We start from the raw sequence: 15,179 nt of genomic DNA on the forward strand, positions 1-15,179 counted from the left end.
AATGGGTGAGTATTATGAGATATGATATAGCTATAATCGGCAGTGGTCCAGCTGGATTGTCTGCTGCTATAAATGCAAAAATAAGAAATAAAACAATTATCATGTTTGGTAATGATAATTTAAGTAATAAGCTTGTTAAAGCTCCTTCAATAGATAATTATTTAGGTTTTTATGATATAAGTGGTGATGAATTAAAAGACAAGTTTAAATCACATATAGATAGTATGGATATTTCAATTGAAAATAAAAGAATAAATAATATTTATGCTATGGGAGAATACTTTACAATGATGTCTGGAAATGATATGTATGAAGCTACTACTGTAATCCTTGCAACTGGGGTAGAGTATACTAGACCAATCAAGGGTGAAGAAGAATTTCTAGGAAGAGGTGTGGGCTACTGTGCTACATGTGATGCACCACTTTATAGAAATAAAAAGGTAGCAGTTATAGGATATAATGAAGAATCTAAAGAAGAAGCAAATTTTTTAAGTGAACTCACTTCAAAGACTTATTTTATACCTATGTACAAAAAAGATAATCTTATGAGAAGTTCAGATAACCTAGATGATTCTATTGAAGTTATACATGACAGACCAGTACAGATAGATGGAGATAAACTTGTAAACAAAGTATCTTTTAAAGAAAACCACATTGAAGTTGATGGAGTATTCGTTATAAAAGATAGTACGGCTCCAAGTGCATTGGTTCCTGGAATAGAGATTGATGGCATTCATATTAAAGTTGACAATAATATGAAGACTAGTATAGATGGATGCTTTGCTGCTGGAGATTGTGTTGGAAAACCATATTCTTATATAAAAGCAGCTGGTCAAGGGCAAATAGCAGCTTTAAATGCTGTTTACTATTTAGATAAATTAAAGAGGGCTTAATATTTATATTGATTAACTTTTTAAAGATATTTATAAAAAACTGTCTTGAAATAATTTTATTATTTCAAGACAGTTTTTTATTTTTAAGTTATTAATAAAAGTATTTTAAAATCTATATGTAATTACTTTTATTAATAAAACTCAAAGTTATATTAGTAAAAATTGGAATTATTTATAATATACTCCAAAATTTAAAAATAATGGTTGAAAAATCTAATTAAGAGTACTATAATTTAATTAAGTAATTACTTAATCAAAACGAGGTACTTATGGAAAACTTGGTTAAAATATTTAAAGCATTGAGTGATGAAACTAGACTTAACATACTTATATTAGTATCCAAGAGAAATATATGTCAAAAGGGGATTTCTAAATATCTAGGGATTTCAGATTCTGCTGTTTCACAACATATAAAAATATTAAAAGATGTTGGGATAATAACAGGATATAAAGAAGGATACTATGTTTTATATCATATTAATAAAGAATCATTTAATATATGTGTAGATTTTATAAATTCTATGTTAAGTAATTCTAGTGAAAGCTTTATAGATGTATTTGATGTAAATACAATACATCTAGGATGCAGTAAAGAATGTAAATCTATAAAAAAATGTTGTAAGAGAAGGGAGAAATAATGATGAAAGTATGTATACCAGTAGAGGAGAATAAAGGATTGGATAGTAAACCATATGGACATTTTGGTTCTGCTCCAATTTTTGTTGTGTGTGATTTAGAAAGTGGAGAAGTTAAATCTTTAGATAATGGAGATTTAGATCATGAACATGGAAAATGTCAACCATTAAAAGCATTGTCAGGGACAGCTGTAGATGCAGTAGTTGTTGGAGGAATAGGACAAGGAGCTATAATTAAATTAAATGGAATGGGAATAAAAGTTTACAGAGCAGAAGGTGATACTATAAGTGCTAATTTAGACTTACTTAAAAATGGAAAATTAGTAGAATTTCCATCAGACCATACTTGCTCACATGACGGATGTGGGCATCATTAAAAAAAACAGCTGATGAAATATATACTTCATCAGCTATTTTTTCTTTTAATAAATACGATTTTATTCTTTTAAAACCAAAATTTAGATTTTTATGTTTTTTGTAGTATCCTTAATAATATTTCAAGTTTACAAGTTTACTACTTTTAGATTTTTTTGGTATGTTTTTCTATATAGTCAATATCATTTAATATGTCATTGAGTTCTTTATTAAGTGTTTTTAAATCATCACCATCTACATTGTAGTTTAAAAATAGTTCCTCTACATTATCAATGATAGAATTGACCTTTCTAGTAACTTCAACAAATGTCTTAAAGTTACTACTATTTTTAGCATTTAGAAATTTTTTTAAATCCTTTGATATAAATGATACTATTTCATATTCATCATTAAATAGACCTCTACCAATAGGATATGGTTCAATTCTCTGTAAAAAATATTGGTCTTTAGCATTAATATTATAAGTATAAGATATTTCCCAACCGTCTCCTAAATCAAACTTGATAAAATATAATGTACTACTTACTTTTGATATTCTTGTGGCACCAAGCTGTCTTAAAAGAACTTCAATCGAATCACCTTGAACAGTATTAATATTCATATATACACATCCCCTTTAGTATTATTATACTATATTTTTTAAAATTTTATAATTAAATAAACAGTAGATATAATAATGGATATAATCATAAGTGGAAAACCTATTTTGAAATACTCCTTAAAAGAGATAGGATGACCGTGTTTATTACCTATACCTGCTAGTACAACATTAGCAGATGCTCCTATTAGTGTTCCATTTCCTCCAAGACAAGCTCCAAGAGATGTTGCCCACCATAGTGGCATTACATCAATACCTTCAGCTTGCATAGTCAAAATAAGAGGAATTAGTGTTGCAACAAATGGAATATTATCTAAGAAAGAAGAGACTATAGCTGACAACCATAATATCAACAACATTGTAAATACAAGATGTCCTTCTGTAAGTCCAATCAATGCTTGAGCCAATTTGTTTATTATCCCAACTTCTACTAATCCACCAACTACTACAAATAATCCCATAAAGAATAAAATTGTAGACCATTCAATACCTGCCATAATTTCATCTACATCTTGTTTTCCTATTAAAAGCATTATAGATGCTCCTGTCAGTGCTACAACAGAAGAATCTATGTGGATTGTACTGTGAAACATAAAACCAAAAAGTATGAATGCTATTAATATAAGGCTTTTTATAAGTAGAGGTTTATCTTTAACAGATTTTTTTTCATCTAGTTTTAATATTGCATTTTTAGCTCTTTCATTCACAACAAGTTCTTTTCCATAAATAAATCTAAAGCATATTATAGTTATAGCAAGTATTACTATAACAGCAGGACCTAAATTTATTACAAAATCCATAAAACTAAGATTGGCAGCACTACCAATCATAATATTTGGAGGGTCTCCTATAAGAGTAGCTGTTCCTCCTATATTTGAAGCTAAAATCTGTGTTATTAAAAATGGAACTGGATTAAGTCCTAATATTTGTGTAATAACTATAGTCATTGGTCCAATAAGTAAGACGGTTGTAACATTATCTAATACAGCTGATAAAATAGCTGTTATAATAGCAAAGCAAATCATTATCTTCCATGGGTCACCTTTGGCTTTCTTTGCAGTCCAGATAGCTATATATTCAAATAACCCCGAGTTTTTGACAACAGCTACAAATAGCATCATACCAACTAATACACCAATAGTATTGAAATCTATATGGCTTAATCCTTCATCAAGTGTAAGTATATTGAATATTATCATTAATAGTGCACCACCAACAGCTGCTACGGATCTGTTTACCTTTTCTGTAATAATAGCTGCCATAACTATTAAAAATATACATATAGCTATTATTTGTTGAAATTCCATAATATAAGTACCTCCATTTGTATTATTTTGTGCCTAATGCTAGTACTATATATAGTATTACTTTTTTATTGTTTTTTCAATGGATGTATGAAAGTATATTATTTAACAAAGTTTTTGAAAAATTGACAGAATTTAAAGAAAATTTTTGTTATTTAAATAAATTTTAAAATTATTCCATTGATAATAATATTAAACGACAAACGAAAAAATATACCCTTTAAACTAGAATTTATTGTATCCAATAACAATTATAAAATATTAAATATATCTATATTATAAAAACAATAAAAAAAGGTTTGATTTGAATATAAAACTGCAATATATTAAAAAAATTATTCATTTTAAACCTTGTAATTTGATTTTATAAATATTATAATTAAATTAATGAATTTTTAACAAGGAATTATTCATTTTTTTGATTTTAAGATTTATTGAGAAAACAAAACTAAATAGGGGGGTAATTAATATAATGGATTTTTTCAATGGTATTTTAACGAGTATTAACAATGCAGTAGTATATGTAAACAATTACTTATGGTCGTATATCTTAATTATAATGTTAGTTGTAATTGGTATTTACTTTACTATTAAAACAAATTTTGTACAATTCAGATATTTTATAGAAATGTTTAGACTTCTGGGTGATGGTACAGCGAATAAAAATGCAAAAAAGGAAGGAAAAATCTCTTCATTTCAAGCATTTTGTATAAGTACATCTTCAAGAGTTGGAACTGGAAATATAGCTGGAATAGCAATTGCAGTGGTAGCAGGAGGACCTGGTGCTGTATTTTGGATGTGGCTTATAGCATTAATTGGTTCTGCATCAAGCTTTGTTGAGAGTACATTAGCTCAGATTTACAAAGTGAAAGATGGTCAAGCTTTTAGAGGTGGACCAGCGTATTATATGGAACAAGGTCTAAATAAAAAATGGATGGGTATTTTATTCTCAATACTTATAACTATATGTTATGGTTTTGTATTTAATGCAGTTCAAGCAAATACTGTTTCACTTGCATTTAATAATGCATTTGGAATAAGTAAAATGGCTATGGGAATAGGTCTTGGAATTTTAACTGCAATAGTTATTTTTGGTGGAGTGCATAGAGTTGCAAAAGTTTCTGAAATAATAGTTCCTGTATTTGCAGGATTATATATATTAGTTGCTTTGGCTATAGTTGTAATGAATATAACAGAGATACCAAGTGTTATAGCATTGATAGTTGAAAGTGCATTTGATTTTAAAGGAATGGCGATTGGTACGTTTATGGGAGTTGTAATGACTGGAGTGAAGAGAGGTCTATTTTCTAATGAAGCAGGTATGGGTAGTGCTCCTAATGCTGCTGCAACAGCACATGTAACTCATCCTGTAAAACAAGGTTTAATTCAATCTTTAGGTGTTTTTACAGATACTATAATAATATGTAGTTGTACAGCATTCATGGTATTATTATATTCAGGTTATAGTAGTAGTGGAGCAACTGGAATTGAATTAGCTCAAGAAGCTTTAACTCATCATATAGGACCAGTTGGAAATATATTTATAGCAGTTTGTATATTCTTGTTTGCATTTAGTTCTATAGTTGGTAATTACTATTATGGTGAATCAAATATGGAGTTTATGAGTGGAAGTAAGACTAAACTTAATGTATTTAGAGTTTTTGTTGTAGGTATGGTTTTATTTGGTTCACTTACTCAAGTAGATGTAGTTTGGAATCTTGCAGACTTATTTATGGCATTGATGGCGATAATAAACTTAATAGCAATAGCACTTTTAGGAAAATATGCATTTATTGCTTTAAAAGATTATACAAGTCAAAAAAAATCAGGAATAAAAGACCCTGTGTTTATTGCAGATGAAATAGAAGGCCTAGAAAAGGTATCAGAGTGGCATAGGGAATTATCTGAGGAACATTTAGGATAAAAAATAGTATAAAATTATAAAACCATTTTGAAAGACTAGAGTATGTATATACTTTATATGAATATAATATTGAATTAATTTATATTACTGGAATTTTTAATTCCAGTAATATTTTTTTATTATATAATTTAGCTTTATTAAAAGTTTTTATTATTAAAAATAGCTTATTTATCGTAAAGTGAATGATATTGGGCTTTTAATTATTATGAATGTTAGTATTTAATTTAAAGACTTAAATAAATTTGCCATTTCTAGCGCATTCATAGCACAATCATAACCTTTATTTCCAGCTTTTGTACCTGCTCTTTCAATAGCTTGTTCAATATTTTCTGTAGTTACGATTCCAAATATAACAGGTAATTCACTGTCTAAAGATACTTTGGCTATCCCTTTAGAGACTTCACTACATACATAATCATAATGAGAAGTAGCCCCTCTTATAACACAGCCTAAACAGATTATAGCATCATACTTACCACTTTTAGCCATTTTTTGAGCAACAAGAGGAATCTCAAAAGCTCCAGGTACCCAAACTATTTCTATATTTTCTGGAGAAACGTCATGTCTTAAAAGACAGTCTTCAGCTCCTGATAAAAGTTTTGATGTTATAAATTCATTAAAACGAGAATTTATTATACCTATTTTTAAATCTTTTCCAATAAGTTTTCCTTCATATATCATTTTTATTTCCTCCAATTTTATTTATGTTATAGATTTATATTTATAAATATCTTTAATTTAATTATAAAAAACTACTTAGTAGAAAAATATCATCATATAATCATTTATATAATATCTAAAAGATGTCCCATTTTATCTTTTTTAGTTTTTAAATATAGCTTATTAAAGTCATTAATTTCTTCATTAATAGGGATTCTATTTTCGATTTTTATTCCATATTTCTCTAATTGATTTATTTTATCTGGGTTATTACTTAAAAGATTTATACTTTTTATGTTTAAATTTTTTAATATTTGAGCAGCCATATAGAAATCTCTCATATCTTCTTCAAATCCAAGCATTAAATTTGCTTCAACAGTATCGTAACCTTCTTCTTGAAGTTTATAAGCCTTAATTTTATTTAAAAGACCAATACCTCTACCTTCTTGCTTCATATAAATTAAAACTCCACTTCCATTTTCCACAATTTTCTTCATAGAAGATTCTAGCTGTAATCCACAATCACATTTTAGAGAGTGGAACACATCTCCTGTTAAACATTCAGAATGAAGTCTAACTAGAGTATTTTCTATATTTATATTTCCATAAGTAAGGGCAATGTGTTCTTCATTTGAATAAGTATCTCTATATCCTATGATTTCAAAATTTCCATATTTTGTCGGAAGGAAAGCACTAGATACTTTTTCTATAGTAGTTTCATTTATTTTGCGGTATTCTATAAGGTCTTTTATAGTGATGATTTTTAAATTATGCTTTTCTTTGAAAATCATTAAATCATCAACTCTTGCCATTGTACCATCATCTTTCATTATTTCACAGATAAGACCAATCTCTTTAAAACCTGCAAGTCTAGCAAGGTCTACTGAGGCTTCTGTATGTCCATCCCTGACAAGAACTCCACCAGTTTTTGCTATTAAAGGAAAGATGTGACCAGGCGTTTTGAAATCTTTACTTGTAGAATTTTCATCACAGAATAATTTTACAGTTTCAGCTCTTTCATATGCAGATATACCAGTTAGAGTATCTGCTCCATCTATAGTAACAGTAAAGGCTGTTTGAAATGTATCTGTATTTTCTCTAACCATAAGAGGTATATTAAGACTTTTAAATTTTTTTTCAGTGGCAGGTAGACAAATTAGACCTCTACCATATGTAGCCATAAAATTTATTGATTCAGGAGTAGCCATTTCAGCTGCCATCAATAAATCTCCTTCATTCTCTCTACTTTCATCATCAACTACGATTACCATTTTCCCATTTTTTATATCTTCAATAGCTTCTTCAATAGTATTAAACATGTAATTCACTCCTTTATTATTTTTAAAAACCATTTTTAAATAAAAAATCTTTATCTATATTTGATTTATGGTTACTACTATTAGAATTTAATTCCTTGTAGTTATTAGCCATAAAATTATTAACATACTTTCCAATTACATCGCTTTCTAAATTAACGAAATCTCCAACATTCTTTGTCAAGAGAATAGTGTTAATTTTAGTATGAGGTATAATAGAAACCTTAAATATTTCATCATCTAAATATGATATAGTTAAACTTACACCATCAATAGCAACAGAACCTTTGAGTATCATTGAGGATAAAAGTTTTTTATCAGGTCGTATACTTACTAAAACTGCATTTTCATCTTTTTCAAATTTGCAGATAGTTCCTTTACCATCAACATGACCTGTTACTATATGACCACCAAATCTTGAAGAAAGACTCATAGCTCTTTCAAGATTTACCTTGTCATTTGCATTTAATAAACCTAAATTTGTGGAACGAATTGTCTCCATCATAACATCGGCTGTAAATTCATTTTTTCCGAGGTTTGAAACAGTTAGACAAACTCCATTTACGGCTATACTATCTCCAAGATTTGTGCCATCTAATATTTTATTTGATAGTATGGTTACTTTTCCACTCTTACCATTAGCAGTAATTTTTCTAAGTATTCCAACTTCTTCTACTATGCCAGTAAACATCCTAACCTCCTATATGAATGTATTAACAAAAATTTAATTTAAAACATCTGATTCTATAAGAATATCGCCATCTATCAAAGTTACATTATTGATTGTTAACTGTGTTGAATCTGACAAATGATTTATTCCTTCTCCAGAAACGAATGTAGGTGCATCTTTACCACCTATAATCTTGGGTGATAGAAATAATTTGACTTTATCAACTAACTTATTTCTAAAGAGACTGTCATTGAGAGTAGCACCACCTTCAACTAGAACAGAATCAATGTTTAACTCTCCTAATTTATACATTACAAACTCCAAATCTACTAAGTTGTTTTTTGAAGGAGAAATTATTGTTTCAACATTATTTTCTTTTAACATAGATAATTTTATACTTTCTTTGCAACATGTGAAAACTATAGTTTTACTGGTTTTATCTTTAACCAAATTACTATTAAGTGGCAACTTTAGGTGTGTATCTATTACTATTCTTGTAGGATGAGACACTTTTTCTTGATTGAGCCTACAAGTTAGTAAAGGATTATCGTTCAAAACTGTATTTATGCCAACCATTATACTTTGGTATTTATTTCTGTATTTATGAGTTAGATACCTTGATGATTCATTAGATATCCATTTTGATTCTAGTGATTTTGTGGCAATTTTACCATCTAGACTTACTGCTGATTTTACAATACAAAGAGGTCTTTTGTTTTTTATATGATAAAAAAATGCCTCATTTAAATCTCTTGCTTCATCTTCTAATATTCCCACAGTAACATCAATATTGTTATCTTTTAATTTTTTTACTCCATTACCACAAACAAGTGGATTTGGGTCTAATGTAGATATTACAACTCTCTTAATCTTATTTTGTATAATTTTATCTACACAAGGAGGCGTTTTCCCATAATGAGAACATGGTTCTAAGTTTACATAAAGAGTAGAGTCTTTTAGACTTTGTTTAGCACTGTTTATAGCATTTACTTCAGCATGATTAGAGCCAAATTTCTCATGATATCCTTTGCCTATTATATTACTATCTTTAACAATTACACACCCAACTAATGGATTTGGATTTACAAAGCCTTCTCCATTTTTAGCCAATTCAATAGCTTTTTTCATATAATAAATATCTTTTTCTTTTTGATTCACAAAATTCACAATATGTACACCTCCTGTTTAATTGGATAATTTTTAAACAAAAAACCCTGAGAATTAACTCAGGGTTTAGAATAATCTACAATAAATGTTTAATAAATGTAGAACAAAATTGCTCTACAAAAACACTCATTAAATATCTTCTTCCATCCAGACTTTACTGTCGGCTTTGGAATTTAACCAAATCAACCAAGTTTTACATTGGCTCGCGGGCTATACCGCCGATTGGGAATTTCACCCTACCCCGAAGATTAAGTATTAAATTTATATTTAGAATGTATCATAAATTATTTTACTTTGCAAACTATTTTTTTAAAAAATATATGTTAATATATAATATAGAATGTCTATAAACTTTGAAATACCACGATTGTGAATATAAAAATAAAAATTTGAACATAATCAGGAAAGAAGTCTAATTAATTTAAATTAGGAGAGTAATATATGAATAAAAAACTTTTAGAAATACTATCAAAATACTATGGATATACAAGTTTTAGAAAAGGTCAGGAATCTATAATAAATTCTATCTTAAGCGAAAAAGATGTGCTAGCTATTATGCCAACAGGAGGGGGAAAATCAATATGTTATCAAATTCCAGCTTTGATTTTAGATGGAATGACAATAGTAATTTCTCCACTTATATCACTTATGAAAGACCAAGTAGATGCCTTAAAGACTATGGGAATTAGTGCTGCTTTTATAAATAGTTCATTAAGCAGCAAAGAATTTAATGAAATATTAAATAATATTAGAAAAAATAATTATAAAATACTCTATATTGCTCCAGAGAGATTAGATGCACAAGAGTTTATTGAGCTAATAAATAATAACAATGTAAGTCAAGTTGCGATAGATGAAGCACATTGTGTATCTCAATGGGGGCATGATTTTAGGTTGAGTTATAGAAGGATTTCTGATTTTATAAAAAATTTGCCTAAAAGACCTATAGTTACAGCATTTACTGCAACAGCTTCAGAAGAGGTAAGAACTGATATAATAAATTTACTGTGTTTAGAAAATCCAGATTATTATATAACTGGATTTGATAGAGAGAATTTATCAATAAATATAGTAAAATCATCTAGTAAAAATAAGTATATTTTAGATTATATTCAAAATCATAAAAATGAGTCTGGAATTATATATGTTGCAACTAGAAAGGAAGTTGAAAATATATATAATGGTTTATCTAAGAGAAATATATCTGTATCAAAATATCATGCAGGTTTATCTAAAAATGAAAGAAGTAAAAATCAAGAAGATTTTATAAATGATAATGTGGATATAATGGTAGCAACAAATGCATTTGGAATGGGTATTGATAAACCTAATATAAGATGGGTTATACATTACAATATGCCTCAAAGTATAGAAAATTACTATCAAGAAATAGGTAGAGCTGGTAGAGATGGAGAAAAAAGTGAGTGTGTACTTTTATTTTCTCCAGGAGATGTACATATACAAAAATATTTAATTGATATTGGAGTTGAAAATCCTGAAAGAAAATTATTTCAGCATAAGAAGCTTCAATACATGATTGACTTAGTTTACAGTAATTCATGCTATAGAAAGACAATATTGAGTTATTTTGGAGAAAATTATATAGACAATTGCAATAATTGTAGCAATTGTTTAGTAGAGGGTGAAATAGTAGATAAAACTATAGATGCACAAAAAGTCATTTCATGTGTAGCTAGAATGAAAAGAAGTTATGGTGTTACTACTATTGTAGATGTGCTTAGAGGTTCTAAGAATAAAAAGATTTTACAGCTTGGATTAAATACTTTGTCTACATATAACATTATGAGAGATTATTCTAGTGAAGACTTAAAGAATTTTATAAATACATTGGTTTCTCATGGTTTTTTAGATTTAGTTGAGACTCTAGGCAATGGAAATAGAGGTAGTTTTCCTACTATAAGATTAAATGAGATGTCTATGAAAGTTTTAAAAGGTGAAGTGAAAGTAGAGTTTAAAGAAATTGTTATGACAAAATCATTGGAAGTAGAGGATGAGTTATATAATGCTTTAAGAGAACTTAGACATTCAATTGCAAGTGAAGAAAGGATAGCTCCATATATGGTATTTGGAGATGGTACACTTAGAGCCATGTCTAGTAGTTATCCAATTAATAAAGAAGAAATGCTAGATATCTCTGGAGTAGGAGAAATTAAATATCAAAAATATGGTAGAGATTTTGAAGCAGCAATTAAAGAATATGTCGAAAAAAATAATATAAATAAAAAAATAGATGAAAAAAATGTCGATTCAAAGAACGTTAATAGTGATTTCTTAGAGGTTAATACAGATAAAGTTTTATATGAAAAACTGTTAGTCATTAGAGAAGAATATGCAACAAAGGAAAAATTACCTGCATATATGATTTTAGCCAATAAGGCTCTGAAAGAAATAAGTGGAAGATATCCACTTGATGAAGAACAATTAAAAGATATTTCTGGCATAGGTGGAGTAAAATTTGAAAAATATGGAGCTAGTATTTTGGCAGAGGTTAATAAATATGTAAAAGAAAATAATATTAATGTTATTTGGGAGAAAAAGGGCAAAAGGAAGTTAATATTAGATGGAGAAAGTAGAAAAAATAATGAAATAGCATTAGATTTGCTAAATCAAGGAAAAGATATACAAAGTATCAGTCAAGAAATAGAAGTTTCACTGTCAACCATTATTGGATATGTGCATGACTATGTAAAGGATGGACATAGTATATCATTTGAATTAGGACTAGAAAATTTTTATAATGAAGATAAAAAGAAGATGATTTTAGAAGTTTGTGAAAAAGTTGGCTATGATAATTTAAATAACATAAAAAGAAAACTTCCAGATTCAATAAAGTATGAAAATATAAGAGCTGTGATACTTGACTCTTATCTTGAAAACTTAAAAAATAATATTATAGCAGAGTAATTTTTAACTTAATAAAAAATAAAATTTGTATTATTGTGTTGAACTAATAATTTTGCTGTGTTATACTGAATTTGTAAAAATAATGAAAAATTAGAGCTAGGGGCGCTAGAATTGGCTAGCTGAGAGATAAAGCCGTAACTTACAAACCCTAATAACCTGATCAAGATAATGCTTGCGAAGGGAAGCTTTTTAATATAATTTTATTATATAAATAGGCAAATTATTCAATGTTAGGAGAAATTTGTCTAAGTGTATATACGATTATAAGAGTGCTTTCCAAACGAGGAAAAGCACTTTTTTTATTTTCAAAAACTATAACTTTAATCTTGGAGGATTGTAATATGAACTATACAACACAAATGGATGCTGCTAGAAAAGGCATAATAACTAAAGAAATGGAAATCGTTTCTCAAAAAGAACAGGTAGATGTAAATGAATTAAGAGAATTAATAGCAAATGGACAAGTTGTTATACCAGCTAATAAAAATCATAAATCTTTAAGTGCAGAAGGTGTAGGTAAAAATTTAAGAACAAAAATAAATGTAAATCTAGGAATTTCAAGAGATTGTAAGGATATAGAAAAAGAACTTGAAAAAGTTAGAGTAGCAATAGACATGAAAGCTGAAGCTATAATGGATTTAAGTAATTATGGCAAAACTAGAGAATTTAGAGAAAAGGTTGTTGAAATGTCACCTGCAATGATAGGTTCAGTACCTATGTATGATGCAGTAGGATATTTGGAAAAAGAATTAAAAGATATAACAGAAGAAGAGTTTTTAAATGTAATAAGACAACATGCTATTGATGGAGTAGACTTTATTACTATACATGCAGGTCTTACAAGAAGTGTTTGCCAAAAAATAAAAAATCATGAGAGATTGACTCATATAGTATCTCGTGGAGGTTCTTTATTGTTTGCATGGATGGAATTAAATAATAAGGAAAATCCTATTTATACTAATTTTGATAAAATATTGGATATATGTGAAGAATATGATGTTACATTGAGTTTAGGAGATGCTTGTAGACCAGGTTGTATAAAAGATTCTACTGATGGTGTTCAAATTCAAGAACTTGTAGTATTAGGTGAACTTACTAAAAGAGCATGGGAAAGAAATGTACAAGTAATGATAGAAGGTCCTGGACACATGGCTATTGATGAAATAGAAGCAAATGTAGTATTAGAAAAGAGATTATGCCATGGAGCACCTTTTTATGTTCTTGGACCATTGGTTACAGATATAGCACCAGGTTATGACCATATAACAAGTGCAATAGGAGGAGCTTTAGCATGTGCTAAAGGAGTAGATTTTTTATGTTATGTAACTCCAGCAGAACATTTAAGATTGCCTAATTTAGATGATATGAAAGAGGGTATAATAGCTGCAAAGATAGCTGCTCATGCAGGAGATATAGCTAAAAATGTTAAAGGTGCTCGTGAATGGGATAATAAGATGAGTAAAGCTAGAGCTGATTTAGACTGGTGTGAGATGTTTAGACTTGCAATAGACCCTGAAAAAGCTAAGAGATACAGAGATGAATCAACTCCTACTCATGAGGATAGTTGTACTATGTGTGGAAAAATGTGCTCAATGAGAACAGTTAAGAAAATATTAAACAATGAGGAACTTAATCTAATATAATTTTTGGCTAGTATGACTGGAATAAAAAGAAGCTGAAAAGAGGAGGTGATTTAGTGAAGGTTAATGGGAAGGAAATTGAATTTGAAAAAGATTTGACTGTTATAGATTTATTAAATAAATATAATTTAAAAAGTGATAGAGTTGTAGTTGAAGTGAATTTAGAGATAATTGAAGAATCTAACTACAATACATATGTATTAAAAGACGAGGACATTGTAGAGCTTATTAGCTTTATTGGAGGTGGTTAAAATAAAAATATTTGTAAATGAATTATTAACAGATGTTGAGGAAAATATAACTGCTTATAAAGTTAGAGATAGCTATAACAATAAATGTGATGTATTGGTGTTAAATGGATATCCAATTAAAACAGATATGCCCCTTTGTGAAAATGATAAATTAACACTTATACAAAAAGGAGTTAAGCCATCACTTGATGAATTGGAAAGCTTGTTGATTGCTAGACATACTCCAAATATACATAATAAATTAAAAAAAGGGAAAGTTGCTATATTGGGATTGGGGGGACTTGGTTCCAATATAGCTATCTCTTTAGCTAGAATAGGAGTGGGAGAACTTTTACTTATAGATTATGATGTTGTAGAACCATCTAATTTAAATAGACAGCAGTATTTTATAGATGATATAGGAAAACTAAAAACTGATGCCATGATAGAAAATATAAAAAAAATAAATCCATTTATAAAATTAAATAAACGAGATATTTTTTTAAACAAGAACAATATGGATACTATTAAGGATTCAGATTTAATAATTGAGGCCTTTGATGATGCTTCATGTAAAGCACAGGTATGTAATTATGTATTAATAAATTTAAAAGATAAATATTTAATAGCATCATCTGGTATGGCAGGTTACTATGATTCAAATATAATAACTACTAAGAAGATAAAAGACAGGTTTTATATATGTGGGGATTTTGTGAATGAAGCTAAATTTGGTGAAGGGCTTATGGCTCCAAGGGTTGCCATCTGCGCAAATCATATGGCAAATTTGGCAACGCAAATACTTATAGATATGTAAATATTAAAATTAGATATAAAAAAGA

The 15,179-nt window shown here is 28.3% G+C and carries 14 protein-coding genes and 2 riboswitches; of the genes, 8 read left to right on the forward strand and 6 right to left on the reverse strand.

What is annotated here, in order from left to right:
- Positions 1-14 precede the first annotated feature (14 nt).
- From CDIF1296T_RS08920 to CDIF1296T_RS08930, 3 genes are all read left to right on the forward strand, one after another.
- A complete protein-coding gene (locus CDIF1296T_RS08920) occupies positions 15-893 on the forward strand; it encodes an NAD(P)/FAD-dependent oxidoreductase (protein WP_009896832.1) in 879 nt (292 codons plus the stop codon).
- Between the two features lie 269 nt (positions 894-1,162).
- Positions 1,163-1,531, forward strand: coding sequence for an ArsR/SmtB family transcription factor (locus tag CDIF1296T_RS08925; protein WP_003430158.1), 369 nt, complete (start codon positions 1,163-1,165; stop codon positions 1,529-1,531).
- 2 nt (positions 1,532-1,533) lie between these two features.
- Positions 1,534-1,905, forward strand: coding sequence for a NifB/NifX family molybdenum-iron cluster-binding protein (locus tag CDIF1296T_RS08930; protein WP_003430159.1), 372 nt, complete (start codon positions 1,534-1,536; stop codon positions 1,903-1,905).
- 143 nt (positions 1,906-2,048) lie between these two features.
- Here the strand turns inward: CDIF1296T_RS08930 and CDIF1296T_RS08935 are convergent, their stop codons facing one another.
- Both CDIF1296T_RS08935 and CDIF1296T_RS08940 read right to left on the reverse strand, forming a co-directional pair.
- Positions 2,049-2,504, reverse strand: a complete 456-nt coding sequence (locus CDIF1296T_RS08935; RefSeq protein WP_003430160.1) for a hypothetical protein — start codon at positions 2,502-2,504, stop codon at positions 2,049-2,051.
- A 38-nt stretch (positions 2,505-2,542) separates the two neighbouring features.
- Complete coding sequence (locus CDIF1296T_RS08940) at positions 2,543-3,808, reverse strand: ArsB/NhaD family transporter (RefSeq protein WP_003430161.1); 1,266 nt, start codon at positions 3,806-3,808, stop codon at positions 2,543-2,545.
- A gap of 469 nt (positions 3,809-4,277) precedes the next feature.
- Here CDIF1296T_RS08940 and CDIF1296T_RS08945 point away from each other — a divergent pair, with 469 nt between their 5' ends.
- Positions 4,278-5,729, forward strand: coding sequence for an alanine/glycine:cation symporter family protein (locus CDIF1296T_RS08945; protein WP_004454468.1), 1,452 nt, complete (start codon positions 4,278-4,280; stop codon positions 5,727-5,729).
- Between the two features lie 219 nt (positions 5,730-5,948).
- Here CDIF1296T_RS08945 and ribH read toward each other — a convergent pair whose 3' ends face one another.
- The 4 genes from ribH to ribD all read right to left on the reverse strand — a co-directional run bounded on the left by ribH (position 5,949) and on the right by ribD (position 9,542).
- Positions 5,949-6,410, reverse strand: coding sequence for a 6,7-dimethyl-8-ribityllumazine synthase (gene ribH / locus CDIF1296T_RS08950; RefSeq protein WP_004454467.1), 462 nt, complete (start codon positions 6,408-6,410; stop codon positions 5,949-5,951).
- Positions 6,411-6,514: 104 nt separating this feature from the next.
- A complete protein-coding gene (locus CDIF1296T_RS08955; protein ID WP_009889591.1) occupies positions 6,515-7,708 on the reverse strand; it encodes a bifunctional 3,4-dihydroxy-2-butanone-4-phosphate synthase/GTP cyclohydrolase II in 1,194 nt (397 codons plus the stop codon).
- 22 nt (positions 7,709-7,730) lie between these two features.
- Positions 7,731-8,396: a riboflavin synthase gene (locus CDIF1296T_RS08960; RefSeq protein WP_009889593.1), complete on the reverse strand. Its 666-nt coding sequence runs from the start codon at positions 8,394-8,396 to the stop codon at positions 7,731-7,733.
- A 33-nt stretch (positions 8,397-8,429) separates the two neighbouring features.
- The gene (gene ribD / locus CDIF1296T_RS08965) at positions 8,430-9,542 is read right to left on the reverse strand and encodes a bifunctional diaminohydroxyphosphoribosylaminopyrimidine deaminase/5-amino-6-(5-phosphoribosylamino)uracil reductase RibD (protein ID WP_009896839.1); all 1,113 of its coding nucleotides are present in this window, start codon (positions 9,540-9,542) and stop codon (positions 8,430-8,432) included.
- Positions 9,543-9,673: 131 nt separating this feature from the next.
- A riboswitch (FMN riboswitch) is annotated at positions 9,674-9,795 on the reverse strand.
- Between the two features lie 188 nt (positions 9,796-9,983).
- On the opposite strand from ribD, the gene recQ reads away from it, so the two are divergent.
- The 4 genes from recQ (at position 9,984) to thiF (ending at position 15,154) form a co-directional block, all read left to right on the forward strand.
- Positions 9,984-12,467: a DNA helicase RecQ gene (gene recQ, locus CDIF1296T_RS08970; RefSeq protein ID WP_009896841.1), complete on the forward strand. Its 2,484-nt coding sequence runs from the start codon at positions 9,984-9,986 to the stop codon at positions 12,465-12,467.
- Positions 12,468-12,555: 88 nt separating this feature from the next.
- A riboswitch (TPP riboswitch) is annotated at positions 12,556-12,667 on the forward strand.
- Positions 12,668-12,808: 141 nt separating this feature from the next.
- On the forward strand, positions 12,809-14,110 hold the full coding sequence (thiC, locus tag CDIF1296T_RS08975; RefSeq protein ID WP_009889633.1) for a phosphomethylpyrimidine synthase ThiC: 1,302 nt from the start codon (positions 12,809-12,811) through the stop codon (positions 14,108-14,110).
- 53 nt (positions 14,111-14,163) lie between these two features.
- On the forward strand, positions 14,164-14,358 hold the full coding sequence (thiS, locus tag CDIF1296T_RS08980; protein WP_003430174.1) for a sulfur carrier protein ThiS: 195 nt from the start codon (positions 14,164-14,166) through the stop codon (positions 14,356-14,358).
- The gene (gene thiF, locus CDIF1296T_RS08985; protein WP_021368647.1) at positions 14,351-15,154 is read left to right on the forward strand and encodes a thiamine biosynthesis protein ThiF; all 804 of its coding nucleotides are present in this window, start codon (positions 14,351-14,353) and stop codon (positions 15,152-15,154) included. The genes thiS and thiF overlap by 8 nt, the downstream gene beginning before the upstream one ends.
- The last annotated feature ends 25 nt before the right edge of the window (positions 15,155-15,179 follow it).

The organism is Clostridioides difficile ATCC 9689 = DSM 1296 (genome assembly GCF_001077535.1).
GTDB classification, from domain to species: Bacteria; Bacillota; Clostridia; order Peptostreptococcales; family Peptostreptococcaceae; genus Clostridioides; species Clostridioides difficile.

Coding starts and splice junctions, on each gene's coding strand:
- CDIF1296T_RS08935 (WP_003430160.1), bottom strand. CDS start 2,504: ATGAATATTAATACTGTTCAAGGTGATTCGATTGAAGTTCTTTTAAGA.
- CDIF1296T_RS08955 (WP_009889591.1), bottom strand. CDS start 7,708: ATGTTTAATACTATTGAAGAAGCTATTGAAGATATAAAAAATGGGAAA.
- CDIF1296T_RS08930 (WP_003430159.1), top strand. CDS start 1,534: ATGAAAGTATGTATACCAGTAGAGGAGAATAAAGGATTGGATAGTAAA.
- CDIF1296T_RS08940 (WP_003430161.1), bottom strand. CDS start 3,808: ATGGAATTTCAACAAATAATAGCTATATGTATATTTTTAATAGTTATG.
- CDIF1296T_RS08920 (WP_009896832.1), top strand. CDS start 15: ATGAGATATGATATAGCTATAATCGGCAGTGGTCCAGCTGGATTGTCT.
- recQ (WP_009896841.1), top strand. CDS start 9,984: ATGAATAAAAAACTTTTAGAAATACTATCAAAATACTATGGATATACA.
- thiC (WP_009889633.1), top strand. CDS start 12,809: ATGAACTATACAACACAAATGGATGCTGCTAGAAAAGGCATAATAACT.
- CDIF1296T_RS08960 (WP_009889593.1), bottom strand. CDS start 8,396: ATGTTTACTGGCATAGTAGAAGAAGTTGGAATACTTAGAAAAATTACT.
- CDIF1296T_RS08945 (WP_004454468.1), top strand. CDS start 4,278: ATGGATTTTTTCAATGGTATTTTAACGAGTATTAACAATGCAGTAGTA.
- CDIF1296T_RS08925 (WP_003430158.1), top strand. CDS start 1,163: ATGGAAAACTTGGTTAAAATATTTAAAGCATTGAGTGATGAAACTAGA.
- ribH (WP_004454467.1), bottom strand. CDS start 6,410: ATGATATATGAAGGAAAACTTATTGGAAAAGATTTAAAAATAGGTATA.